The sequence below is a fragment of the Pseudomonas sp. m6p genome, assembly GCF_055760375.1.
Genome location: NZ_CM147084.1, coordinates 1339017 through 1364359, shown reverse-complemented (window position 1 = coordinate 1364359; position 25343 = coordinate 1339017). Strand labels below are relative to the sequence as shown.

15 protein-coding genes are annotated in these 25343 nt (G+C 61.7%); 6 read left to right on the top strand and 9 right to left on the bottom strand.

What is annotated here, in order from left to right; translation table 11 throughout:
- Window positions 1-38 precede the first annotated feature (38 nt).
- Together ACYZUM_RS06190 and ACYZUM_RS06185 are read left to right on the top strand one after the other, a co-directional pair.
- Window positions 39-1190 carry an MFS transporter gene (locus ACYZUM_RS06190; RefSeq protein WP_108182222.1) on the top strand — a complete coding sequence of 384 codons (1152 nt, stop codon included), beginning with the start codon at window positions 39-41 and terminating at the stop codon, window positions 1188-1190.
- Between the two features lie 93 nt (window positions 1191-1283).
- Entirely contained in the window at window positions 1284-2792 is a 1509-nt protein-coding gene (locus ACYZUM_RS06185) for a trypsin-like serine peptidase (RefSeq protein ID WP_108182221.1), read from the top strand.
- A gap of 53 nt (window positions 2793-2845) precedes the next feature.
- On the opposite strand, the gene ACYZUM_RS06180 is transcribed toward ACYZUM_RS06185, so the two are convergent.
- The 3 genes from ACYZUM_RS06180 to ACYZUM_RS06170 all read right to left on the bottom strand — a co-directional run bounded on the left by ACYZUM_RS06180 (window position 2846) and on the right by ACYZUM_RS06170 (window position 6892).
- Window positions 2846-5269 (bottom strand): TonB-dependent siderophore receptor, encoded by a 2424-nt coding sequence (locus ACYZUM_RS06180; RefSeq protein WP_108182220.1) that lies wholly within the window; start codon window positions 5267-5269, stop codon window positions 2846-2848.
- A gap of 98 nt (window positions 5270-5367) precedes the next feature.
- Window positions 5368-6351 (bottom strand): FecR family protein, encoded by a 984-nt coding sequence (locus ACYZUM_RS06175; protein WP_108182219.1) that lies wholly within the window; start codon window positions 6349-6351, stop codon window positions 5368-5370.
- A 40-nt stretch (window positions 6352-6391) separates the two neighbouring features.
- Window positions 6392-6892 carry a sigma-70 family RNA polymerase sigma factor gene (locus tag ACYZUM_RS06170; RefSeq protein WP_108182218.1) on the bottom strand — a complete coding sequence of 167 codons (501 nt, stop codon included), beginning with the start codon at window positions 6890-6892 and terminating at the stop codon, window positions 6392-6394.
- A gap of 214 nt (window positions 6893-7106) precedes the next feature.
- On the opposite strand from ACYZUM_RS06170, the gene nhaA reads away from it, so the two are divergent.
- Window positions 7107-8309, top strand: a complete 1203-nt coding sequence (nhaA, locus tag ACYZUM_RS06165; RefSeq protein WP_108182217.1) for a Na+/H+ antiporter NhaA — start codon at window positions 7107-7109, stop codon at window positions 8307-8309.
- A gap of 138 nt (window positions 8310-8447) precedes the next feature.
- On the opposite strand, the gene ACYZUM_RS06160 is transcribed toward nhaA, so the two are convergent.
- A complete protein-coding gene (locus ACYZUM_RS06160) occupies window positions 8448-12917 on the bottom strand; it encodes a hemagglutinin repeat-containing protein (protein ID WP_108182216.1) in 4470 nt (1489 codons plus the stop codon).
- Window positions 12918-13030: 113 nt separating this feature from the next.
- A complete protein-coding gene (locus ACYZUM_RS06155; protein WP_108182215.1) occupies window positions 13031-14758 on the bottom strand; it encodes a ShlB/FhaC/HecB family hemolysin secretion/activation protein in 1728 nt (575 codons plus the stop codon).
- Window positions 14759-15100: 342 nt separating this feature from the next.
- Here ACYZUM_RS06155 and ACYZUM_RS06150 point away from each other — a divergent pair, with 342 nt between their 5' ends.
- Window positions 15101-16222, top strand: coding sequence for an HlyD family secretion protein (locus ACYZUM_RS06150; RefSeq protein ID WP_108182214.1), 1122 nt, complete (start codon window positions 15101-15103; stop codon window positions 16220-16222).
- Window positions 16219-17811 (top strand): DHA2 family efflux MFS transporter permease subunit, encoded by a 1593-nt coding sequence (locus tag ACYZUM_RS06145; protein ID WP_142580025.1) that lies wholly within the window; start codon window positions 16219-16221, stop codon window positions 17809-17811. Before ACYZUM_RS06150 ends, ACYZUM_RS06145 begins: the two co-directional genes overlap by 4 nt.
- A 129-nt stretch (window positions 17812-17940) precedes the next feature.
- Here ACYZUM_RS06145 and ACYZUM_RS06140 read toward each other — a convergent pair whose 3' ends face one another.
- From ACYZUM_RS06140 to ACYZUM_RS06130, 3 genes are all read right to left on the bottom strand, one after another.
- Window positions 17941-18381 carry a carboxymuconolactone decarboxylase family protein gene (locus ACYZUM_RS06140; RefSeq protein WP_047295168.1) on the bottom strand — a complete coding sequence of 147 codons (441 nt, stop codon included), beginning with the start codon at window positions 18379-18381 and terminating at the stop codon, window positions 17941-17943.
- A gap of 97 nt (window positions 18382-18478) precedes the next feature.
- Entirely contained in the window at window positions 18479-19921 is a 1443-nt protein-coding gene (locus ACYZUM_RS06135) for a mechanosensitive ion channel domain-containing protein (RefSeq protein ID WP_041070791.1), read from the bottom strand.
- Window positions 19922-20126: 205 nt separating this feature from the next.
- Window positions 20127-20993, bottom strand: a complete 867-nt coding sequence (locus ACYZUM_RS06130) for a pirin family protein (protein WP_108182212.1) — start codon at window positions 20991-20993, stop codon at window positions 20127-20129.
- 323 nt (window positions 20994-21316) lie between these two features.
- Here ACYZUM_RS06130 and dkgB point away from each other — a divergent pair, with 323 nt between their 5' ends.
- Window positions 21317-22120 carry a 2,5-didehydrogluconate reductase DkgB gene (dkgB, locus tag ACYZUM_RS06125; protein WP_108182211.1) on the top strand — a complete coding sequence of 268 codons (804 nt, stop codon included), beginning with the start codon at window positions 21317-21319 and terminating at the stop codon, window positions 22118-22120.
- Between the two features lie 4 nt (window positions 22121-22124).
- Here the strand turns inward: dkgB and ACYZUM_RS06120 are convergent, their stop codons facing one another.
- Window positions 22125-25343, bottom strand: coding sequence for a transporter substrate-binding domain-containing protein (locus ACYZUM_RS06120; RefSeq protein ID WP_108182210.1), 3219 nt, complete (start codon window positions 25341-25343; stop codon window positions 22125-22127).

The following is a 25343-nucleotide window of genomic DNA, read 5'->3' as shown; positions in this document are numbered from 1 at the left end:
TCATTCGGGGGACGCGACGTTTTTTGCCAAGGATCGATATGACCAGCCTCACCCCCCAAGACACCTTCGTCCCCGGACGCCTGCAGCAGATGTCGACGCGCATCGCTTTCTTCATCGCCGGCCTGGGCATTGCCGCGTGGGCGCCATTGGTGCCATACGCCAAGGCTCGCGCCGGGCTCGACGAAGGCACGTTGGGCCTGCTGCTGTTGTGCCTCGGCGTCGGCTCGATTCTCGCAATGCCGCTGGCGGGGATTCTCGCCACGCGATTCGGCTGCCGCAAAGTCGCCACCGGCGGCACCCTGCTGATCTGCGCGGCGCTGCCGTTGCTGGCGACGGTATCGTCGATTCCGGCGCTGATCGCCACGCTGTTCATGTTCGGTGCCGGTCTGGGCACGGTGGATTCGACCGTCAACCTGCAAGCGGTGATCGTCGAAAGGGCCAGCGGCAAGCATATGATGTCGGGGTTTCATGGCCTGTTCAGCCTCGGCGGGATTGTCGGCGCGGCCGGTGTCAGCGCCCTGCTCGGCCTCGGCCTGACGCCGCTGGCAGCGATGCTGGTAGTGGTGGCGGTGTTGGCCGGCGCGCTGTTCAAGTGTGTACCGCACATGTTGCCGTACGGCAGTGAAAGCTCGGGACCCGCCTTCGCCATACCCCACGGCATTGTGCTGTTCATCGGCGGCATGTGCTTCATCGTGTTCCTCACCGAAGGCGCGGCGCTGGACTGGAGTGCGGTGTTTCTTGCGCAGGAGCGCGGGATCAACACGGCGTACGCGGGATTGGGTTATGCGGCGTTTGCATTGACCATGACGGCCGGACGTTTGATGGGTGACCGGATCGTGCGGATTGTCGGTGCAACGCGGATCATTCTGTTTGGCGGTCTGTTGGCAGCTGCAGGTCTGTTTCTGGCGACATTCGCGCCGAGCTGGGAAGCGGCATTGGTCGGTTACGCACTGGTGGGTGCGGGTTGTTCGAACATCGTGCCGGTGCTGTACACGGCGGTGGGCAAGCAGACGGTGATGCCGGAGAGCATCGCGGTACCGGCAATCACCACGCTCGGTTATGCAGGAATTCTGGCCGGTCCGGCGGTGATTGGCTTTGTGGCACATGCCAGCAGTTTGAGTTTTGCCTTTGGCTTGATGGCGGTGTTACTGGTGGCGGTGGCTATCGGCGGCAAGACCTTGAAAGTCTGAACACGGGTGCGATACCTGTCAGCTTTGACAGTAGACAAGAATTGCCCCCAGGCATCATGTTGATTTCCAGCTCAGCGGAAATGGAAATCTGTCATGAACATTGGAACCGGATCGGTTATCGCGCTAATCACGCTTCTCCAGGGATGTGCCTCCGTCAATCGATACGACTGGGGTGAAGGCACTGCCAATTTTGCGCCCGCTGAGCGCCTGGCCAATGCCGGCGGAAACTATGCGCATTGGCAAGCCATTGGCCGTGTTGAAGTTGAAAGCGGCATGACCTGCTCCGGCACGCTGATTGACACTCGAGAACCCGGAGCAGTATCGCAACCCGCCTACGTACTGACCTCCGGACACTGCACACATCCGGAGATAGGCAATAACGAGATCATCGTCAATCAACCAGCAAAGGGTCGGGTGACGTTCAATTATTTTTTCGACACGCAACCGCAAAGCCATTCCTACACGGTCAGTCGCATTGGCTGGAGCACGCTGCGCGGTCAAGACCTCTCTATCATTGAGCTTGAACAGCCTCTGGAACAGTTGACCAGAGACGGTATCCAGCCGTTGAAACTGGCGCGGACCCCGTTGGTCAGTGAAGACGACATTCTGATCACCGGCGCGCCCATGAACGGTTTCATTCAGCGCATGGCCTGCAAACAAGAACACTCGGCGGCGATTATTGAAGGTCCATGGCGTTGGGTCGGACAACTGAGCAACCGTTGTCTCGATGTTGTCAGCGGGCTGTCAGGCTCGCCACTGCTTGCGCGTTACACCAATGAAATTGTGGGTGTGCTCGGCACCACCACTCGCGGGAGTGACCGCAATCGCTGCGACAAGGGCTCGCCCTGCGAAGTCGTGGCGGGACAGGTCAACAAACGCAGCAATACCAATTACGCCTCCACAACCGATGGGCTGGACGCCTGTTTCGCCAAGGGACATTTCAATCCACGTCTGGGCGGTTGTTCGCTGGGCGAGAACTGGTCGTTTCCTGGTTCGTCGCAAAACAGCGATTACATCAAGCTCGAGCGCGACGAACATGGACAAGTCGTGCCTTGGCGATGGCTGCAAACGTTCACCACAACCGCGCCTTACTACCGCTATCGCTTTACGCGCACGCTGGACGAATGTCAGAACCTTGATGGCTATAGCCAAGTGCGAACGGCTGCACCGGACGCCGATAATCAATTGAGTCATGAACTTAAAGACGGCTCAGGCTTGTACTTTCTCTGCCTGATTGGCCAACAGCGGCCTACGGACGTGCCCAAGCAATGGGCCGGAAGAACACCCAGCGTCTACTGGCGCTGGATGATGGACGCGCCCGCACCGCTGAAGCCTGCCTATAAGGTCGAAGCGGTAGGTGGCGACGAATACGACATCAGAGTATTTCCGGTTTCACCGGATCTGGATCCCGCCCGGTTTCAATACAAGTACGGCCGGCCAGGGAGCATCAATTGCAATGACGGGCAGGGATTTCAACGCGTATCACCCTCCACAGGCGTGTTCCATGTTTCCATTGCCAATGGCCGACAGAACGTCTGCCTCAAAGGCGCAGACCTGGCCGGGAATCCCGGGCCGACCATCGAGTTTCTGATCCCTCAATAGCTTCAGGCTTTTGTGGCTGAACCGTGTGAAACCGGTTCAGCCACAACAGCGCCTTAGAAACCTACACTGGCCTGCACGAAGAACGTACGCGGCGCGCCGACATACATCCCCGAATTGTTGTCGCTGGAGCGGGTGAAGTACTGCTTGTCGAAGACGTTTTTCACCCCGGCACCCAGTTTCAGATTCGACACTTGCGGCCCGAAGTCATAACCGCCGCGCACGTTCCAGGTCACGTAACCCGGGATGTCGCCATACTGCCCGTCCGCCGTGCCTTCGGTGATGTAGTTACCGTTGAAGCTGCCATCGGCGTTGACCCCGGTGCCCGGCGAGCGTTGTTTCGATTGGGCGAAACCATCGATGTTGTAGGTCCAGCGATTGACGTCGTAACGCAAGCCTACGGTCGCCACCTGCCGCGAATAGAACGGCAGATCACGGCCCTTGAAGCCCGGAATCTCACCCTCGTAGGTCGCGCGGGTGTAAGTGAAACCGGCGTTGGCGGTCAGCCCGTCGAGACGCGGATCGAGCGCGGCCATGTCGTAATGCACCGACGCTTCGATGCCCTGATGCTTGGTCGCGCCGAGGTTGGTCCAGCCGACATCGTTGCTGATGTATTGCAGCTCGTCATCGAAGTCGATGTAGAACAGCGTCACTTCCCCGCCCCACACATCATCGTTGTAGCGCGTGCCGATCTCGTAGGTCTTGGCTTTTTCCGGCTCCAGGCCGTTGGCGGTCTGGTCACCCGAGCCGCCCTGGCCGAGCTGGAAATACTGCAGGCTGCCGAACGAGGTTTCGTAGTTGGCGAACAGTTTCCACGCGTCCGACAGGTGATACATCACGCTCAGTGCCGGCAGCGGTTCGTTGCTTTCGATGCTGCGGTTTTTCTCCGGCACGCGCTTGCCTGCGGTGTCGAGCACGGCGCGGTCATGCCAGTCGGTGCTGATGTGTTCGAAGCGAATGCCCGGGGTGATGGTCCAGTTGCCGACGTCGATCTTGTTGTCGACGTACACCGAGTTGGCTTCGGTGCCACCGGTACGATCCTGGAACACATGGCCATCGGAGGTCGGGGTGACCACCGGCTGATTGTTGACCAGCGCCAGACGACTCGACTGTTCGTGCATCGCCTCTTTCAGGTAGCGATAACCGACGCTGACTTCCTGCGTGGTCGGGCCGACATCAAACACCCGCGACACACGCGGTTCGACACCGAGGGTGTAGTAGGAACGCGGGTACGAGCTGAGGGTTCTCTGGTCGCGGGCGGCGATGGTGCTGCCGCGAAAACTGTCGGTGTAATAGGTCAGGATTTCTGCCTGGGTACGCTCGTCGATCTGGCGGATCCACTTGAACGATACGTCCTTGCGCCGACCGCTGAAGTTGTCGTAATCGCGCACCGAGTCGTACGGCTTGTCGTCGTACTGTTTCTGCGTCAGACCGCCCGGCATGTCGGCGCTGGCGTCGTAGTAATGGAAGTTGAGGCTGAAATCGTCCTGATCGGTCGGCGCCCAATGGGTCTTGAGCAGCACATCGTCGATGTCGTTACCGTTGTTGCGCTCGCGGTAACCGTTGCCGTTGACCCCGGAATACAACAACGCCACGCCCATGCCGTTGTCGGCGGTGCCGCCGAGGAATGCCGTGTCGATGTGTTTCCAGCCGCCGTAACGGGAGGTTTCCAAAGTGGTGCCGATTTCCCCGGTGGCTTTTTCCGGGATGGCGCGGGTGACGAAGTTGATCACGCCGCCGACGTTCTGCGGCCCATAACGCACGGAACCGGCGCCACGCACCACATCGATGCTGTCGAGGTTGCCGGAAGAGATCGGCGCCATCGACAGTTGCGGCTGGCCGTACGGTGCGAACGCGGCCGGCACGCCGTCGATCAACACCGTGGAGCGTGGCGACAGTCGTGAAGTCAGGCCGCGCACGCCAACGTTCAGCGCGATGTCGCTGCCGCCAGTGCCGTTGGAGTCCTGCACCTGCACGCCGGGCACGCGCTTGAGCACATCACTGACGTTCATCGCGCCCTGCTCGACCATGGCTTCGCGGCGGATCACCGTACGCGCACCCGGGTGGTTCTGCACCACCGCAGCGTCGGCGTCACCGAGCCAGTCGCCGACCACTTTGATGTCGGTCACGCCCAGTTCCAGCGGGCCATTGTTGGCAGCGGTTGCGGCCGGTGCGAGGGTCACCGAGCCTTCGTTAATCTGATACTCCAGGCCGCTGCCCTGCAACAATTGGCGCAACGCCTGCTCGGGGGAAAGGTTGCCGTCGACCGCCGGTGCCTGTTTGCCAGCAACCAGATCCGGGCTGAAGAAAACCTGCAGCGAAGTTTGCTGGCCAAGTTCGCTCAGGGCCTGGCCCAACGGCTGGGCGCGGATGTGAATGGCTTCAGCGGCGAAGGCCAGCGGCACGGCGGCATTGACCGCCAGCGCGAGAGCCAGCGGCAGCCAAGGGGATTTTTTGTTGTGGGCTGAGGTGTTTTTCACGTCGAACGTAGTCCTGTGGATCGCAAGAGTGTGCGTCTGTTAATGCAAACCAGTTGCAGTTGAACAGGAAGACGATGAACTCGAAAAAAACCTGAATGTTATTTTGAAATTATTTCCTGACTGCCGTCGGCCAAGGTGCGCACGGCCACCGGCAGGATGTTTGGCAGGGCCTTGAGCAAGGCGTCGGTGTTGTCGGATTTGAACACGCTGGTCAGGCGCAGGTTGGCCACCGTCGCGTTGGCGACCTTCAGCGGTTTGTCGCGATAACGCGAAACCTCCGCCACCACTTCGCTGAGGCTGGCGTTGTTGAACACCAGTTTTCCGCTGCGCCAGGCCGTCAGTTCGGCGGGGTTAATCGCGTAGGCAGCAGCGACTTTGCCCTCGGCGTCGACATGGGTGCCGAGGCCTGCGGTGAGGTTGATGAAAGCATTGTCCGGTGCATTGCGCCCCTGCACCTTGACCGTGCCCTGCTCCACCGCGACCCGGGTTTGCGCAAGATCGCGGCGCACATCGAAACGCGTGCCGGTGACCGTGACCTTGCCGCTGCCAGCCTCAACCACGAACGGGCGCGCGGTGTCGTGCTGAACGCTGAACATCGCTTCGCCTTCACTCAATTCGATCAGTCGTCGATCCTGCTCAAAACGTACCTGCAGACGGCTGCGGCTGTTCAGATCAATCACTGAACCGTCCGGCAACGCCACGTGCTTGCGTTCGCCCAGCGCCGTGGCGAACTCGGCGTGATAGCCGCCCGGATGATTCAAACCACTGAACAGACCGAGCCCGAGCGCCACCGCCAACACGCTGGCGGCCACGGCATAACGCAGTAAAGGACGTCGCTCGCGGCGGGTTGACGGTGTTTCAACAAGCGCCTTGAGGCGTGGCGCCGGTAAGAGATCGGCGGCGGTCCACAGGCCTTGCAGCGACTGGAATTCATCACGGTGCTGCGGATGCTGGTTCAGCCAGGCGTCGAAGCGCTGCTGCTCGTCGGCGCTGATCAGCGGTTCCTGCAAACGCACAAACCAGCGTGCCGCTTCATCGCGCACCGTTGTTTGCCCGCACGCGCAATCACGGGTATCCATCATGGAATGTCCTGTCGGGCTGAGGATGAAAAGCGGTGGTCGCTCATGACTGCATGCCGTCGAGACGGTCGCGCAGATGCCGCAGGGTGCGAATCATATATTTTTCGACCATGTTCCTGGACAGTCCCAGGCGTTCGGCGATCTCTGCCTGAGTCAGCCCTTCGATCTTCTGCCAGACGAAAATCCTCCGGCAATTGAGCGGCAGTTCCTGCAGCGCCCGTTCGATGGAGTCGGCCAACTGGATCGCCTGCATGTAATGCTCCGGGTCGCCGGTGGACGACACACTGTGATCGATCGCCTGCGACTCCATGGCTTCCCGCCGATCCTCACGCCGATAACCGTCGACCGCGATGTTGCGTGCGGTCTGGTGCAGATACGCCCGTGGCTGCTGCACCGCTGCCGAATCGGATTCGAGCACCCGCACAAAGGTGTCGTGCGCCAGATCCTCGGCCTGCGCGCGATTGCGCAGACGCCGGGTCCAAGTGCCGATCAACTCTTCGTAATGCTCGAAAAAGCCGGGTCTGCGGGGCAGCATGGGGGTCATGACAGCGTGCTGTGGAAAGGGGTTCGAATAGTAATGGTTCCTATTAAGCCCGGCAATTCATTCCTTGGAAACGCTCGATTCAAGGGTAATCGTCAGTAAAACCGCGCCTTCCCCCACCTATTGTGTAAAATGCCGCCCGGGTGCCACCGCAACAACGCGGCAGGGCAGGTTTAATTCAGCGCAGGTCGGGCCGCCGCGCGGAGTTCCCGTGCCTATGAGCCACGATCCGTCACGCCTGCAGGCTGCCCGTCAGCAGTCGCCGTCTGCTTTGGCCTTTCTCACCCGATTCTTCGCTGCCGAGTCCGCCGGTGGCCTGATCCTGATGGCCGCCGCCCTCGCCGCGCTGCTGGTCGCCAACTCGCCTTGGGCAGCCACCTACTTCTCGACCCTGCACATCAAAGTCGCTGGTCTGTCGATCGAGCATTGGGTGAACGATGGCCTGATGGCGATCTTCTTCATGCTGGTGGGCCTGGAGATCAAGCGCGAAATGCTCGCCGGTCAGTTGTCGACCTGGGGTCAGCGCGCGCTGCCGGGTTTCGCCGCTTTGGGCGGGATGCTGGTGCCCGCCTTGATCTACGTCGCGATCAACTGGGGCAATCCACAGACCCTGAGCGGTTGGGCGATCCCCGCTGCCACCGACATTGCTTTTGCCCTGGGCGTGCTGTCGCTGCTGGGCAAACGGGTGCCCGTCTCGTTGAAAATCTTCCTCTCGGCGCTGGCCATCCTCGATGACCTGGGCGCGGTGGTGATCATCGCGATTTTCTACACCAGCGGCCTGTCGATAAGCATGCTGCTGGCCTCGTTGGCGGTGATTGCGCTGCTGGTGATCCTCAACCGCTGCGGGGTCAGAAAGCTGTGGCCGTACCTGATCGCCGGTGCCCTGCTGTGGTTCTTCATGCTGCAATCGGGGATCCACGCGACCCTCGCCGGGGTAATTCTGGCCCTGTGCATTCCGCTGGGTAACCCGGAAGACGAGCACAACTCGCCGCTGCTCTACCTCGAAGAAAAAATGCATCCGTGGGTGGCGTTCGCCGTGGTGCCGATCTTCGGCTTCGCCAACGCGGGCGTGTCATTGAGCGGTATTTCCCCGAGCAACCTGCTTGAGCCGGTGCCGCTGGGCGTCGCGTTGGGCCTGTTGTTCGGCAAGCAGATCGGCATCCTCGGCCTCGGCGCCCTGGCGATTCGCAGTGGTCTGGCGCAACTGCCGCAAGGCGCGAGCTGGCTGCAACTGTACGGCGTCGCCCTGCTCTGCGGGATCGGCTTCACCATGAGCCTGTTCATCGGCGCACTGGCCTTTCCGGGCGCGCCGCATCTGGTCGATTCGGTGAAGGTCGGTGTGTTGCTGGGTTCGATCCTGTCGGCGCTGCTGGCGGTGGTCGTGCTGATGAATGCGGGTAAGGCGAAGGCTTCGAGCTGACCTCAAAGTCTCATCGAAACAAAAAACAATGTGGGAGCGAGCCTGCTCGCGAAGGCACCGGTTCAGTCAACAGCTTCGCTGACTGAACTGACGCTATCGCGAGCAGGCTCGCTCCCACAGTTTTTACAGCTGTGCTGCTCAGCCTTTTTCGTCGATCCCGGCCTGCAGGGTCTGGCTGTCCAGATTCCCGCTCAGGGTCACCGGACCGACTTTCAGATTGCCGTTATCGAACGACACCTTCGGTGCGTTCTCCTCGGTTTTCTGCGGCAGGTCCAGCCCGGCTTTCACCCCATATTCACGATTGACCAGATCGCTGCTACCGACCTTCGAACCGCCCAGATCGACCTTGCCCTCAGTCGATGAAATCCGCGCGCCGGTCAGCTGCGTGCCACCACCAATGTTCAACTTCACACCCTGATTGCCACTGATGCCGGACGCCTGCGCCACGCTGTCCTTGTGCGCGTATTCGCCCTGCGCTTTCAACGTTGGTTTGTAGTCAGTGCCGGCGAGTTTTTCCTTGTCGCTCGGTGGGTTCTTCTTCGCCGTCAGGCCCAGATCGACATCGACCCTGGCTTGCGTCTTCGAGTCCTGACGGCTGTCGACGGTCAGATCACCGGCGACCTTGCCACTGACAGTGTTCGCGTCGATCCGCGCCCCCGACAGTTGTGCATCGCCTGCGCTGTTGAGGACCACGCTGTCAGCCTTGATCTGGCTGTTCTGCTGGGTGGTGTCTTGCAGGTAATCGACGCCGACCTTGGCCCCGGCGTTGAAGCCGTGGTCGCTGCTGGCCTGTTCATCGGCGGTGGTCGGGGTCTTGCTGCTCAGGTTGCCGCCGGCATTCAGCGCGACGTTCCAGTTGTTGCGGCTCTCGGTAGACTGCGCCGACTCCTGAACAAAACCACCCTTCTGCGCATCGATGCTGACGTTCGGCGCGCCGACTTGCGTGCCTTGCAGGTGCACCGCATCACCGCTCAACGCGACGTTGCTCTGGCTGTTGAGCTGACCACCGGTCAACGTCTGCGAGCTTTCGTTGATCCGGCCGATATTGAAGTTGCCGCTCAGATTACCGCCCTGATCGCGACTCTTCTCGCTGCTGGATTTGCTGCCGCCGCCCTTCAAACCGCCGCCGAGATTGCTGCCGGTCGCGGTGTGGGTATCGGTGGCCGCTTGCAGATCAAGTTTGCCGTCAGCGTGCAGATCGATAGCGCCGGCGCTGTCGATCTTCGTGCCTTGCTGAACCTGATTGCCGCCGCTGCTCAGTTGCACCGAGCCGTTGCCGCTGATGCTCGCCACATGAGCCTGAGTGTCAGTGGTCTGCTTGCCGGTATGATCGAGCTGAAAGCCCGCGCCGAGGTCGACGTTGGTGCCGTCGGTGCCCGGCATGGTGCCGACCGTCAGCGAGCCGTTGCCGCGCAGGCTGGAGTCGCTGCTGCTCTGGCGATCATTGGCCTGATTCAGCGCCAGATCGCCGCCAGTCTTGATGTTCACACCGCCCTGCGCGCCGTCGAAACGGCTGCCGGCGAACTGCGCGTCACCGCCCACTTTGATGTTCACGCCCTGATTGCCGGCATAACCGCCGACCACCGCCGTGCTGCTGTCCTTGCTGGCGTAGCGGTTGCCGCCCGCGCCGCTGCCGGCGACGTTTACGTCTTCGCCGGTCTTGGTGTAGACGCGCACGTCGACCTTGGCGTCCACTGAGTTATCGGTGCTGCTGTGAGTGTTGCTCGCGGCATCGGCAACCAGTGTGTCAGCGCTGATGTTGACCTTGCCGTTGCTCGCGCTGTACTGAGTGCCCTGGTCACGCAGGGTGCCGGCGCTTTTCACGTCGACACTGCCGCCATCGAAACGACTGACTGCCGCGTTGCTGCTCTGCTCGGTCTTGTCGGCGCTGCCGTGACCGATCGCCACGTCGAGGCCGACGTTCGGCTGGCCAAGATTGCTCAGGCCTTCCTTGTCCGGCACCTTGCCGTTGAGCACATCCTTGACCGCACCGGCAATCGGGCGGGCGATGTCCTTGTACTCGACATTGGCGCCGATGTCCGCCGACCAGTTGCTCTGGTTATGGCTGCTGCTTTCGGTGTTGCTTGCCGCGCGGTTGTCGATCTCGTTGGCCGCGACGTTCAGACTGTTGCCAGCCTTGACCTGCGCGCCTTCGGTCACCAGCTTGTCGGCGTTGAGGGTCAAGCCGCCGCTGCTCTGCACGTTGGTGGTTTGCGCGGTGGTTTTGCTGCTGCTGTCTTGCGTGGTGCTGTGGGCAAAATCGACACCACTGCCGGCGCGGTCGAGGCCACCGGTGTAGTAGAAACCACCGCCGGTGCTGGAGGTGTCGGTCGAAGTTTTGTGGCTGTCCTGTTCGGCCAGCAACGACACATTTTTGCCGCCCAGCGTGGTGTCGCCGGCGGTGGATTTGACTTCACCGCCCTTGATTGTCAGATCGCCGCCGGCCTTCACTTGCACGCTGCCGCCGCTGAGGCTCGAACCTTGCTGGTTGACGTCGTTGCGGGTGACGGTCTGCTGCTTGTCTTCATAGTGCACCCCGGCGCGGTATTGCTCCGGCGTTTGCTCTTTGGCGTAGGCATCGAAGCCACGGGTCTCGGTGGTCGAACTGCTGTCGTGGCTGTTCTGCGTGGAATGCACGTTCACATCACCGGCAGCGTCCGCCGTCAGCGCGCCGCCAGCCTTGACCGTGGAACCGGCCACTTCGATGTCCTTGGCGCTTTTGAGCTTGAGGTTGCTGTCGGAGACCAGCTCGCTGCGCAGCGTGGTGCTGTCCCTGGCGTTCTGCCGCGATTCGTCCTTGCTGATGCCGAAGAACTTGCTGTCCTTGTCGTGGTTGTTGCTGTGCGAGGTGTCCTGCACGCCGTCGATCACCAGCGAACCCTGATCGCTGATCACGCTGGCCTCGGTGCCGCCACGGACCTGGCTGCCGCTGATGCGCACGTCATCAGCCTTGACGATCAGTTTGCCGGCCGCATTGATTTTGCTGCCCTGATGCCGGGTCTGGCCCTTGTCGGCGTCGCCGGTCTTGCCGAAGAATCCGCCGCCAACCAGGTCGCCGGAGTAGCTGTTGTTATTACTGCGACTGGTGCGCGTGGCGGTGGTGACGTCCACTTGCTTGCCCGTCAGTTTCACATCGCCGGCGCTGTTCAGTTCGGCGCCTTCGGAACGCAACAACGCGGCGGTTTGCAGCGCGATATTGCCACCCTGCAACTGGCTGCCGAGGCTGCGCTGCTCTTCGCTGCTGCTGTTCCAGTCAGCCTTCCACAAATGCTTGCGATGGTTGCCCTGATCGGTCTGAGTGTGGCTTTCGGTGGCCGCAGTCAGGCGCAGATCACCGCCGCTGTGCAAATCGAGATTTTTCGCCGCTTCAACTTTGGCCGCTTTGAGTTCGGTGTCTTTGCCGGAAGACAATTTCGCATCGCGGCTGGCGACGATCTGGCTGCCGTGCTGGCGAGTTTCACTGTCGGTCTGGGTGCGGTCGTAGGTTTCCCAAGTGATGCCGATGGTGCTGTTGCTCCAGTTTTCTCGCGTCTGCTGAAGCTTGCGGCTTTCGACGCTGCTCAGGGTCAGATTGCGCTTGGCATTGACGCTGACGTCGCGACCACTGACGTCGGTGGCGGCCAGTGTCAGATCGTTGCCGCTGTGCAGGCCGACATCGCCCTGACTGCTGCGAATACCGGCACGGGTCACTTCGAGGCTGTTGGGGACGGCTTCACCGCTGACACTCAGGTCGCCAGCCGAACGGATCTGCACGCCGTCACGCCCGGCCACATGCACCGCACCCACACGCACGCCCGCGCCTTCGGCGGTGCTGACGATGTTGATGCGCCCGGCCTGCATCGCGCCGAACAGGCTGGCGTCGATGCGTTGATCGGTGGTGTTGCCCGCCGGGTCCACGGTTTTTACCTGACCGCTGGCGTAATCGACCTGATTGCGTCCGACCGTGAGGTTCAGTTGATCGCGGGCGTCGATGCGGCCCTGGCTGTCGATACGCGGGGCGATCAGGTTGACCGAACCCTCGGCATTACGCAGGCCGCCACTCTGAATCTGCAACTGACCGCTGGCATCGCGGGTGTTCAGTGCTTGCAGTTTGCCGTCGTTCAATTCAGGACGACCGACCAGCAGACTGGCGTTCGGCGTGTTGATGAAACTGCCGCCGTTCACCGAGATGCCGTTGGGGTTGGCCAGCACGTAATCGGCGGCGCGGCCGAAGATTTCCTGGGCGCCATTGATCGCCGAAGGGTTACGGCTGATCACCTCGTTGAGGATCACGCTCGCCGCCTGCCCCTGAAGTTGCGGGTTGGCCGCCAGTTGCCCGGCGAGCTGCGATTGCCCGGCCTGCAAGGCGTTATTCAGCACCAGCCCCTGACGGTCGACGTTGTAGTCGAGGAACTGGTTGTGCGACAGGCCCGAGCCGTTGGGCGCGACGATATTGACGATGGGCACGCCGCTCTGAGTCTGCAATTGCGCGGTGCCGCCGGGGCCGGGTGCGACCACCACACCGCCGGCGAGAGCGGTCGGCAGGTGCACGGCGAAGAACAGGCTGGCGATCGCCCAGCGCAGTTTGCCCCGAGGAGAAAGATGAAATGCAAAGGTGTGTGCTGGCATAAAAACGTCTCCATGTAAGTACGGCATCACGGCGCGCGATTGAGTATTGGCCGTGGCTGTCGCGCTCAGATCCGACGGCTGTTTATTCACTGCTTGATAAGTCTCGGTGGTGCTCATATCTGCAACCCCACGCGCATCAGCCAGGTCTCTGGCTCGTGCTGCAATCCGTTGGGGGTGTTGAGGGCGCGCTGGTAGTCGACGTCCACTTGCAGATTCTTCCAGCCCAGATTCAGCCCGACGCTGGCGCCGCTCAGGCGTTGGCCCTGGGCACCGTGGTCGGCCTTGAGCCAGCCGTTGTCCAGCGCCACGCGCGGGGTGAGCTGCACCGGCCAGTCGTTGCGCAGGGGCAGACGCAAGGTGTTGCGCCAGATCGCGCCGCTGGCAGCGGATGCGCTGCTGACCCGATAGCCGCGCACCGCCGAATCATCGGTGCCGAGCAACTGTTCGATGGCCGGCAACGGGTCGGGGCTGTATTGCAGATTGAGCTGGCTCTGCCACTGCCACGCTTGCGCGCCGAACTGGCCATTGCGCCATTGGCTGAGGCCGGCGCGGTACTTGTGAAATTGCGCTTTGGGCAGGTTGTTGACCGCGTGATTGGCGTCGTCATCGGCGCCCAGCCAGCGCAGGCCTTGCGAGTAGGTGAAGTCGAGGTTCCACACCGCACGGTCGAGCCAGAACAGATTGAGTCCGGCTTCGGCCACGGTCAGGGTCGGGCTCTGAATGCCCAGGCGAACATTCTCCAGGTAGCTGTCGACGTCCTTGTGTGCCAGTTGCAGGTTGGCGCTGAGCTGGCGGCTCTGGTCGCGCCACAAAACGCGGTCGGCGCGCAGACTCAGTTGATCGGTGATGCCGGTGCTGTACAGGATCGCGCTGGGCAGTTTGAACGGCGCGCGATATTCAGCGTGGCTGGCGAATGCGCTGTAGGTCCAGTAACCATAGGGAATCGCGTAATACAGGCTGGCGTTGCGACTGTAGCGGTCGCCCTGATTCAACGTGTCGCTGGCGCTGAGGCTCAGCAGGTCGTTGAGTTGCAACGGGCTGTCGACGCTCAGGCTGACGCTGTTGCGATCCCGCCCGGTGCTGGCGCTGCCGAGGTTGTCCATGCCCAGCCCCAACGCCCAGCGCGACGGCCCGGCCGTGCGCGAACGCAGGATGATTCGCGACGCGCCAGGCTGGCTGCCGGGGGCGATGTCGGCGGTCAGGTCAAGCGAGCGCAAGCGGTTCAACTGATCGAGGCCTTGCTCCAGATCGCGCAGGTTCAGCGGCTGGCCGAGCATGTGCGGGAACGCGCCGCCCAGCGAAACGGGCAGGCTTTGATCGGCCAGTTCGATGGACTCGATGTAGCCCTCGTCGATCATGATGTCCAGCGACTGCCCCGCCGCCGGCGCGCTCAACAGGTACGGGCGGCTGGCGATGTAGCCCTGCTCGACATAGATCGCGGTGATGGTCGCCAGCAGATGGTTGATCTGGCCGACGCCCATGCACGGCGCCAGCAGCGGTTTGATCCGCGTGTTGAGCTTGTTGCTGTCGAGCAGCGTAACGCCGCCGATGCGCGTGCCGCTCAGTGGCCAGCAGCGTTCATCGGCAGCTACAGTTTGCGGGAGCGCGGGGGTGGCGGGCGCAGGACTGAACGCACCGCGCTCCAGTTGGCGCTTGCGTTGCTCAAGCTGCAGTTGTTGCAAATCGCGCTGTTGCTGTTGCTGCTGGCGCAGCACTTCCTGGCCCGGCGCAACAGGGTCCGCCGCTTGAATCGAGGAGGCACACACACTCAACACAAAGGCCGACAACAGCGGGCAAAGCGTGAAGCGACGACGAGAAACAGCGCGAAGCAAATACGGCACGCAACATCCTTGCAAGCATGAAATGGCGTAATGCCACTTCATCAATGCGAGTGATAGTCAGAGCCTTCCTACACAAATGCAAGACGCTTCCTACAGCGCTTACATTTCTTAAACATTTGATTTTGCTGTGTTCAACGCTAGGCCCTCAGGGTTTCCCCGAGGGCTTTCATCGAGTACTCGAAGACCTGCCCCGCATTACCAGGGCTGTCATTCATCGAAACCGCTCCAAACCCCGAGGCCGGGTAAGCAACTGACGACCGGCACAAAAACATAATTGCCACAAAATATTACTTGCGTCATATTACGACTGTAATAACTACTCGTTCCCGCAGGTATTACGCCATGACCGCCATGTCCACCCTCGAGCCCGACCTGTCAGCCCCGGTCACCCCCGCCAAACCGCCATTGCGCAAGCGCCTGCTGCTGACCGGCTCTGGCCTGATCGCGCTGGTCGTGGTCGGCGTGTACGCCAGTCATTGGTGGAGCACCGGGCGTTTTCTCGAGGAGACTGACGATGCCTACATCGGTGGCGACGTCACGGTGATCGGGCCGAAGATTGCCGGCTACATCGAAGAAGTGCTGGTCAGCGACAACCAGTCGGTCAAGGCCGGCGACGTGCTGATCCGCCTCGACGCACGTGACTATCGCGCCAGCCTCGCCAAAGCCGAGGGCGCGGTTGCCGCCGAAGAGGCGCTGCTGGCCAACCTCGATGCCACTGAACAACTGCAGCAAGCGGTGATCGGCCAGGCCCGCGCCGGCATCGATGCCGCCGGTGCCGAAACCGCCCGCTCGCGGGATGATAACGCGCGCTACAAACGCCTGGTGAGCAGCAATGCCGTGTCGGTGGAAAGCGCCCAACGCGCCGACGCCAGCTTCAAGACCGCCCAGGCCCTGAGTGCCCGTGCCCAGGCCGAACTGCTCGCCGCTCAGCGCCAACTGGCGGTGATCGACACCCAGAAACAACAGGCCCGCGCCGCCCTGCAACAAGCCCGGGCCGAGCGTGATCTGGCGCAGTTGAACCTCGGCTACACCGAACTGCGCGCGCCGGTTGATGGCGTGATCGGCAATCGCCGCGCACGGGTTGGCGCCTATGCCCAGGCGGGGTCGCAACAGTTGTCGGTGGTGCCGGCCAGCGGTCTGTGGGTGGATGCCAATTTCAAGGAAGACCAACTGGCGCGGATGAAACCCGGGCAACGGGTGAGCATCCGCGCCGACGTGCTTTCCGGCCAGGAGTTCCACGGCCGCCTCGACAGCCTCGCCCCCGCCACCGGCTCGCAATTCAGCGTGCTGCCGCCAGAGAACGCCACCGGCAACTTCACCAAAATCGTCCAGCGGGTGCCGGTGCGAATTCTGCTCGATCCGGCCGACGGCGTGCTCGGGCATCTGCGGCCAGGCTTGTCGGTCACCGCTGAAGTCGACACCCGCGCGCCCGCTGAATCCAGCGCCGTGGCCGTCGCACCATGAGCACCACCCTCACCGCCCCGGCGCAACCGTTCAACGCCGCCGACATGGCCACCGCGACCAAAGTGTTCGCCTTCGCCACGATGTGCATCGGCATGTTCATCGCGCTGCTAGACATCCAGATCGTCTCGGCCTCGCTGCGCGACATCGGCGGCGGGCTCTCGGCCGGCACCGATGAAACCGCGTGGGTGCAGACCAGCTACCTGATCGCCGAAATCATCGTGATCCCGCTGTCAGGCTGGCTGTCGCGGGTGTTCTCCACCCGCTGGCTATTCTGTGCTTCGGCGGTCGGCTTCACCCTGGCCAGTTTGCTTTGCGGTGTGGCGTGGAACATCCAGAGCATGATCGCCTTTCGGGCGCTGCAGGGCTTTCTCGGCGGCTCGATGATTCCGCTGGTGTTCACCACCGCGTTCTTTTTCTTCACCGGCAAACAACGGGTGATCGCCGCCGCAACCATCGGCGCCGTGGCGTCACTGGCGCCGACCCTGGGTCCGGTAATCGGCGGCTGGATTACCGACATTTCCTCATGGCACTGGCTGTTCTACATCAACCTGGTGCCGGGGATTTTCGTCGCCGTCGCAGTACCAATGCTGGTAAAGATCGACCAGCCGGAACTGGCGCTGCTCAAGGGCGCGGACTACCTGAGCATGGTGTTTCTCGCGCTGTTTCTCGGCTGCCTGGAATACACCCTCGAAGAAGGCCCGCGCTGGAACTGGTTCAGCGATCAAACGATTCTGACCACGGCATGGATCAGCGGTCTGGCGGGTCTGGCCTTTATCGGGCGCACCTTGCACGTGGCCAATCCGATCGTCGATCTGCGCGCACTCAAGGATCGCAATTTCGCCCTCGGCTGCTTCTTTTCCTTCGTCACCGGGATTGGTCTGTTCGCGACGATTTACCTGACGCCGCTGTTTCTCGGCCGGGTGCGAGGCTACAGCGCGCTGGACATTGGTCTGGCGGTTTTTTCCACCGGGGTGTTCCAGATCATGGCGATTCCGTTGTACGCCTTTCTCGCCAATCGCATGGATTTGCGCTGGATCATGATGCTTGGGTTGGGCTTGTTTGCCGTATCGATGTGGGAGTTCAGTCCAATCACCCACGACTGGGGCGCCGGCCAGTTGATGCTACCGCAAGCGCTGCGCGGGATCGCCCAGCAACTGGCGGTGCCGCCGGCAGTGACACTGACTCTGGGAGGCTTGGCACCGGCACGCTTGAAGCACGCTTCGGGGCTGTTCAACCTGATGCGCAATCTGGGCGGGGCCATCGGCATTGCCGCCTGCGCGACCATTCTCAATGACCGCACCAACCTGCACTTCACCCGCCTGGCCGAGCATTTGAACAGCAGCAACGAGGCGCTGAATCAGTGGTTGTCGCAGGTCGGTGGCAACCTGGCGACATTGGGCCAGAGCGGTGATGTCGGGACCACCGCCGGCCTGCGTCAACTGTGGTTGCTGACCTACCGCGAGGCGCAGACCCAGACCTACGGCGATACCTTTTTGATGATCATGCTGTGCTTCATCATCGCCACGGCGATGGTGCCCTTGATGCGCAAGGTACAACCACCGGCTGCGCCGAGTGCGGATGCGCATTGATCACCCTTTCCGAAACGCCCCTCCCCCTGTAGGAGCTGCCGCAGGCTGCGATCTTTTGATCTTGTTTTTAAAATCAAAGTCAAAAGATCGCAGCCTGCGGCAGCTCCTACAGGGGTTAGGGGTTAGGGGTTAGAGCTGCGGGGTTTTGCGGAAGCCCACGGCCAGACGGTTCCAGCTGTTGATGGTGTTGATCGCCACGCTCAGGTCGACCATTTCCTTGGGCGTGAATTGCGCGGCGACGATGTCATAGTCTTCGTCCGGCGCGTGAGTCAGGCTCAGTTGGGTCAGCGACTCGGTCCACAGCAGCGCGGCGCGTTCGCGCTCAGTGAAGAATGGTGCTTCACGCCAGGCGGTCACCGCGAACAACCGGCGCGGGGTCTCACCGCCCTTGATAGCGTCAGCGGTGTGCATGTCGATGCAGAATGCGCAGCCGTTGATCTGCGAAGCGCGCAGCTTGACCAGTTCAATCAGGGTCTTTTCCAGCGGCAGTTTCGAGACCGCAGTTTCCAGGGCCATCATCGCTTTCAGGGCGTCTGGGGAGGCGGTGTAGAAATCGGTACGAGCTTTCATGGTGGAGTTTCCGGGGCCTGTGAATGTGTGACTAAGGTAGTCCCGCCACTGCCCCGGACAAATAGCCAATCTCCCGGAAGACGAGTAGACCACCCCGTCACACGCGCTGACGCAACCAGTGCAGGAACCCGGTTTTCGCCACCACGGTCGGCACGTCCTGGGTCAGGGTCTGGGCCTTGTGCAGGCGATAATCGAGCAAGGCTTTCATCGCCTCGTTGATGTCGTGGCGGGCATCCAGGCACGGCTTCAGGTAGGTCTTCTCGATGCGATACAGCGCGCAAAAGGTTTTTGCTGCGAAGGTCGCCGGCACCGACGAATCGGACAGAATCCCGGCCTCGCCAATCACTTCGCCCGGCCCCATGCGCCCGGATTCGAACGGGCTGCCATGGCGGGTCAGGGTCACGCTGACCACGCCCGATTCGATAATGAACAAATGATCGCTGACCTCCCCGGCTTCGAGGATCGTCTCGCCGGCACGGAAGGTTTGCAGGGTCATGTTCTGGCTGAAGGTGTCTTTCTCTTCCTGGCGCAGCGTGGAGAAAATCGGTGAGCTGTCGAGCAGCGCCCGCGGCCGCGAAAGATTGCCGGTGACGATCGGTTCGACACTCGACAACAGATTGACCCCGGACGCCTGCAGATGCCGGTAAGCCAGATCGAACAGCTGATTGCGCACCGGACGTTTCTGGTCCATCGACGACACAAAGCCGCTGATTTCGTATTCGACACCGGTACTGCTGGCGCTTTTCAGTGCGACGCTCGGCGCGGGATTGTCCAGCAGCGGACGGCAGCCCTGCATCGCCCGTTCCAGCGCATCGATCACCGTATTGGGCCGGGCATGCGGGCTGACCTGGACACTGACGGCCAGGCCGAACATGTTGCTCGGCCGGCTGAAGTTGATGATCTTGGCCTTGGCCGCCAGCGAGTTGGGAATCACCGCCATGCTGCCCTGGCTGGTCTGCAGACGCGTAGCGCGCCAATCGATGTCGATGACCCGGCCTTCGGTGCCGTCGATGGAGATCCAGTCATCGATCTGATACGGCTTGGTGGTGTTGAGCACGATCCCGGAAAACACATCACTGAGGGTGCTCTGCAACGCCAGACCGACAATGATCGCCAAGGCCCCGGACGTCGCCAGCACACCTTTGACCGGCAGATCCAGCACGTAGGCCAGGGCCGCGATAATCGCGATCAGGAAAATCACCGCACCGAGCAGATCCTGCAACAGCCGTCCGGTGTGCCCGACCCGCTGCATCATCACCGCGCCGATCAGCACGGTCAGGGTGCGCGCACCGAACAGCCACCAGCCGATCTGCAACCCGGTCGCCGCCAGATGCAACGGCACGTTGTCCGCCCACGGCGCAGGCTCCATCGGGTTGAGGCCTTCGTTGAACAGCACCGCGCTGAACAGGCTGAAAATCAGCACCCGCACCAACAGCTTCCACGCGCTGCCACGGGAACTGATCAGGCGCCACAGGCCCAGATCGAGCAGGATCAGGATCAACGCGCAAAACAACGGATGTTCGGTCAAGAAAGACAGCATCAAACCACTCCGATACGGGCCAATCGCGAGAAGATCGCACAGATTGGCTCAGTGTAGGAGCAATTGATTTCAGAGGCAGAACGCCCGCGCAAAAACACCGCCCCCCTGTGGGAGCGAGCCTGCTAGCGAAGGCGGTGGATCAGTCAGACACGCATTGACTGGCACTGCGCTTTCGCGAGCAAGCCCGCTCCCACAGGGGTGAAATTTACCCGTGCATTTGGCCAAAACGCCCGGACTGGAAGTCGGCGAATGCCTGATGAATTTCCTGCTCGGTGTTCATCACGAACGGACCATGGCCGACAATCGGTTCGTCGATCGGCTCGCCGCTGAGCAGCAGCACCACCGCGTCTTCATTGGCCTCAAGAGTCAACTGACGACCGTCGCGCTCGAACAGCACCAACTGCCCGACACCCGCAGTTTCCACACCGTTTATCTTGACCGAACCTTTCAACAGCACCAGTGCAGTGTTGCGCCCTTCGTGCAGATCCAGGCTCAACAATTTGCCGGCATTGAGCCGCAGGTCCCAGACGTCGATCGGCGTGAACGTGCGCGATGGGCCTGTATACCCTTCGAACTCACCGGCAATCAGCCGCAGGCTGCCGGCGTCGTCCTTCAGCGCGATATTCGGAATATCGCCGTCGAGAATGGTCTGGTAGCCGGGCGCGGCCATTTTGTCCTTGGCCGGCAGGTTGACCCACAGCTGCACCATTTCGAGCTTGCCGCCGGTTCTGGCGAAATCATCCGAATGAAACTCTTCATGCAGGATCCCGGACGCAGCCGTCATCCACTGCACGTCGCCCGGGCCGATGGTGCCGCCGCTGCCGGTGGAGTCACGGTGCTGCACCTCACCGTCGTAGACGATGGTCACGGTTTCAAAACCACGATGCGGATGCTGGCCAACACCGCGGCGCTCGGTGGTCGGGGTGAAATGCGCAGGTCCTGCGTGATCGAGCAGCAGGAACGGGCTGATGTGCTTGCCCAGATTGTCGTAGGAAAACAGAGTGCGAACCGGGAAGCCATCGCCGACCCAATGGCCGCGAGGGCTGGTGTAGATACCGATGATGTTTTTCATGGTTGCCTCCAGAAAAGTGGGTGACGCAATGGATTAAGCTTAAATCCATGACGGTCGGAGGACTAGACGGCAAAAATCAGCTTAAGTGTTCCATCTGCAGGACAGTAGTGCACTTTTCGCGAGCAATTCACAACCCCCTGTAGGAGCTGCGGCACGCTGCGATCTTTTGATCTTGTTGTTTAAAATCAAAAGATCGCAGCGTGCCGCAGCGCCTACAAGATTCGTGACTTCTGCTCAACAGTGCTTTGCCCCACCAGCGGTTTTTCTCAAGAACTCAGACGCGGATACTCCCGCCCATTCTCACTGCAACCCTGGAGTCATCAATGTCTGTTCCCGCTTTTGGTCTGGGTACGTTTCGCCTGCAAGGCCAGGTGGTGATCGATTCGGTGCGTAATGCGCTGGATCTCGGTTACCGCGTCATCGACACCGCGCAGATCTACGAGAACGAAGCCGAGGTCGGTCAAGCCATCGCTGCCAGCGGCATTGCTCGCCAAGAGCTGTTCATCACCAGCAAGATCTGGATCGCCAACTTCGCCAAGGATCGCTTGATCGACAGCCTCAAGGAAAGCCTGCGCAAGCTGCAGACCGACTACCTCGACCTGACGCTGATCCACTGGCCATCGCCGGAAGATCAAGTGCCCGTCGCCGAGTTCATGGGCGCGCTGCTCGAAGCCAAACGTCTGGGCCTGACTCGGCAGATCGGCGTTTCCAACTTCACCATCGAGCTGATGCAACAGGCGATTGCAGCGGTCGGCGCAGAAAACATCGCCACCAACCAGATCGAACTGCACCCGTACCTGCAAAACCGCAAAGTGGTCGAGTTCGCGCAAAGCCAAGGCATCCAGATCACCTCGTACATGACCCTCGCCTATGGCGAAGTGCTCAAGGACCCGCTGATCCAGCAGATTGCCGCACGCCTGCAAGCGACCCCGGCGCAAGTCACTCTGGCCTGGGCAATGCAACAGGGCTACGCGGTGATTCCATCGTCGACCCGACGCGCCAATCTGCAGAGCAACCTCGGTGCTGCGGCGCTGACCCTGAGCGACGCCGACATGGCGTTGATCGCCACGCTGGAGCGCGGCCAGCGCCTGACCAGCCCGAAAGGCATTGCCCCGCAGTGGGACTGATCGTTCAGGTCTGAAGGCGCTGCGCGAGACTGAGCATGGCCTCGCACAGCACCTGGACCGAGCGCTCGACCACTGGGATTTCGGCGTCTCGGCAGGCCTGCTCGAGATCCGCACAGGCTGCCACCACTCGCGCGGCACCGACCATCTGCGCGCCGCCCTTGATGTGATGCGCCAGCGTGCGCAATTCACTCGGATTGAGGGGCCGGCGTGCGACGTCCAGCCGTTGCAGGTCGTCCTGCAGGCTGCACAAGACTTGCTCTCGCAATCGTTGCATCAGCGCATGATCGTCACCGGCCATTTGCTCCAGCGCACTCAGGTCGAGTTCGGTCAAGGGCCGTGGCTGCTTCGGCTCGCCCGCATTTTCGCTGTGCCTGGCGCCCTGCAACGCCAGCGCCAGATCAGCCAGGCGGATCGGTTTGAACAGGCAATCATCCATACCGGCCTCAAGACAGCGAACCTTTTCTTCGATCTGCGCATTGGCGGTAAAGCCGAGAATCAGACACCGTGCCCGGCCGCTCGCCGCCTCTTCGCCACGGATGGCCTGCGCGAGTTCGTAGCCGTTGCGCCGGGGCATGTTGCAGTCGGTGATCAGCACGTCAAACGCTTGTGCCCGCCAGCGTTGCAGCCCCTGTTCACCGTCTTCGATATCGACGGTGCGGTGGCCGAGTTCACTCAACTGCCAACAGAGCAGCAGCCGGTTGACCGGATGGTCATCCACCACCAGCACGCTCAGTGAGCGCGCCGGCGTGTCCGCCACCGCGGTGCTTGCAGCTTCGGTGGCAAGCGCGGCCAACGATTGCAATTGCAGACTGACCTCGACCTCTGTTCCATGCCCCGGCTCGCTGTCAAGGCGCAGCGTACCGCCCATCATTTCGCAGAGCTCACGGCTGATCACCAAGCCCAGCCCCGAGCCACTGCGCGCGGACTGCCCGGGGTTGCCGGCCTGAACAAACGGGCTGAACAGGCGCTGGCGGTCCTGCTCGCTGATGCCGATGCCACTGTCTTCGATCAGCACGGTCACGCCCACGCTTGCAAGCGGCATCGCGCGCACTGACAGCCGCAAGCTGATCTCGCCTTGCTCGGTGAACTTGATCGCGTTGCTCAACAGGTTCGACAGCACTTGCTTGAAGCGCACCGGATCAATCAACACATCAACGTCACTCCCCGCCCCCAGCTCGATGTGCCAGGATAGGCACTTTTGTCGCGCCAGCCCTTCGAATACCCGGCACACCGAAGCCACCAGTTCACGCAGGTTGGCCCGCTGCGGCGCGAGGGACAACTGCCCGGATTCGATGCGCGCGATATCGAGAATATCGCCGATCAGCGCGAGCAGTTGCTGACCGGCGCCCGACGCAACCTGAATCGCCAACCGGTCAGTGACACCCTCCTCGGCACGCTTGAGCGCCAGTTCGAGCATGCCGATCAACGCGTTCATCGGCGTGCGGATTTCATGGCTCATGGTCGCCAGGAAAGTCGTCTTGGCGCGGTTGGCATCGTCAGCCGCCTCCTTGGCCTGCTGCAACTGATGCAACCATTGCTGACGCTGACGTAACTGCCAGCGCTGAAAACCGATCCAGGCCAGCGCCAGCACCAGCAACCCCGCCGCGGCGGCAAACCCGAGGACAATCTCGCGGCGGTGGCGCACCCAATAGCTCTCCTCCACCACCACATCATGGCTCCAACGCTCGACCAACTCGTCCATCTGCTGAGGCGCGATGCTCAGCAGTGCCTTATTCAGCATTGTGTGCAGCGCCGTGGCCTGCGGTGCGGTCGCCAATGCGATGCGTGCCGGTTGATCGCCGACGGTGTTGGTGATGCGCAAACGCTCGCGGTACTGGCGGGCAAGCAGAAAGCGCGCCACCAGCAGTGAACTGACGGTCGCATCGGCCTGGTCCTTGACAATCAGTTCCATGCCCTCGGCGGGACTGCGCACCTCCACCAGTCGGACTCGTGGCTCGCGCCGCACCATGTAGTCGCGCAACGGATGCCCGCGATAAATTGCCAGGCGCTTGTCCTGTAAATCGTCGAGGCTGCGCGGACTGCCGGCCGTTGTCGCACTGATCAGCACAAACGGGTTGTTCAGATAGGCGCGGGTGAACTGCAGCTCGGCTTCACGCTCGCTGCTGGGCGTCACCACCGGCAACACGTCGAGTTCACCGGCCTTGAGCTGTTCGATCTGGCGATCCAGCGAACGCCCCCGAACCACGTCGAATTGCAAACCGGTGCGCTGGCTGATCAGGTTGAGCAGCTGTGCCGACAGACCACTGAAACGGCCCTCGGCATCAAAAAAACTCAGTGGCGCGAAGTCCTCGATCACCCCCACCCGCACTACCGGGTGCTGCGCCAACCAGTCCTGCTCGCTGGCACTCAGGTGTACCCGCGACTGTGCGGCCATCTGCGCGCGTCCTGCGCTCCAGCGTTGTTCGATAAGATGACGACGCTCCATGGGAATTGCCGCCAGCGCCTTGTCGATGATGCGTTTGAGGCGTACTTCACTGCGCCGCAGGGCGAAACCGAAGGCGTTGGCATCCAGCCCGGACGGTCCGGCCAATTGCAGGTCATTGCGATAATTGGTGTTGACCAGGTAGTTGGCACTGATCAGATCGCCGAGATAGCCATCATCGACACCGAAAGCCACCGCCCCCAGTGCGTCCATCGCCGAGGGATAGCGCAGCACCTGTGCCTCGGGATAGAACGCCTGCACACTGGCCAGCGGCAGATAATCCCCGACCATGGCGATGCGTTTGCCGGCCAGATCCACCGGCAACGTTTCGTCAAACCGGGTCACCAGCATCGGCTGATCGTCGGCGTAGGGTCGCGACAGGACGAAATCAGGGTCGGCGAGTTCAAAGCTGTTGGAGGTGCCGAGCAGGTCGAGTTCGCCATATTTGAGCGCAGCCATGACTTGCTCGCGATTGGCGAAACGCTGCACATCGATGCGCACCCCGAGCAGTTGCGCCAGCAGCTCGGCGTAATCGGCGGTGAGCCCTTCCAGCTCTTGTTGATTGCGGGTGATTTCGAACGGCGGATAGTCCGCACCGGAAATGCCCAAGTGCAAGACCGGATGCTGGCGTAACCACTGACGGTCACGCCCATCGAGCGCAACATGGACATTGTCCAGTTCTGCCTGGGGCAACAGTTGCAGGTGCTGCGCCGGGTCACTGGCCCAAGAGGTGGCCGTGATGCTCAACCACAGGACACAGCACCAGCCTTGCCGATTCAT

Coding starts and splice junctions, on each gene's coding strand:
- ACYZUM_RS06190 (WP_108182222.1), top strand. CDS start 39: ATGACCAGCCTCACCCCCCAAGACACCTTCGTCCCCGGACGCCTGCAG.
- ACYZUM_RS06185 (WP_108182221.1), top strand. CDS start 1,284: ATGAACATTGGAACCGGATCGGTTATCGCGCTAATCACGCTTCTCCAG.
- ACYZUM_RS06175 (WP_108182219.1), bottom strand. CDS start 6,351: ATGATGGATACCCGTGATTGCGCGTGCGGGCAAACAACGGTGCGCGAT.
- ACYZUM_RS06170 (WP_108182218.1), bottom strand. CDS start 6,892: ATGACCCCCATGCTGCCCCGCAGACCCGGCTTTTTCGAGCATTACGAA.
- nhaA (WP_108182217.1), top strand. CDS start 7,107: ATGAGCCACGATCCGTCACGCCTGCAGGCTGCCCGTCAGCAGTCGCCG.
- ACYZUM_RS06160 (WP_108182216.1), bottom strand. CDS start 12,917: ATGCCAGCACACACCTTTGCATTTCATCTTTCTCCTCGGGGCAAACTG.
- ACYZUM_RS06150 (WP_108182214.1), top strand. CDS start 15,101: ATGACCGCCATGTCCACCCTCGAGCCCGACCTGTCAGCCCCGGTCACC.
- ACYZUM_RS06145 (WP_142580025.1), top strand. CDS start 16,219: ATGAGCACCACCCTCACCGCCCCGGCGCAACCGTTCAACGCCGCCGAC.
- ACYZUM_RS06140 (WP_047295168.1), bottom strand. CDS start 18,381: ATGAAAGCTCGTACCGATTTCTACACCGCCTCCCCAGACGCCCTGAAA.
- ACYZUM_RS06135 (WP_041070791.1), bottom strand. CDS start 19,921: ATGCTGTCTTTCTTGACCGAACATCCGTTGTTTTGCGCGTTGATCCTG.
- ACYZUM_RS06130 (WP_108182212.1), bottom strand. CDS start 20,993: ATGAAAAACATCATCGGTATCTACACCAGCCCTCGCGGCCATTGGGTC.
- dkgB (WP_108182211.1), top strand. CDS start 21,317: ATGTCTGTTCCCGCTTTTGGTCTGGGTACGTTTCGCCTGCAAGGCCAG.
- ACYZUM_RS06120 (WP_108182210.1), bottom strand. CDS start 25,343: ATGAATCGGCAAGGCTGGTGCTGTGTCCTGTGGTTGAGCATCACGGCC.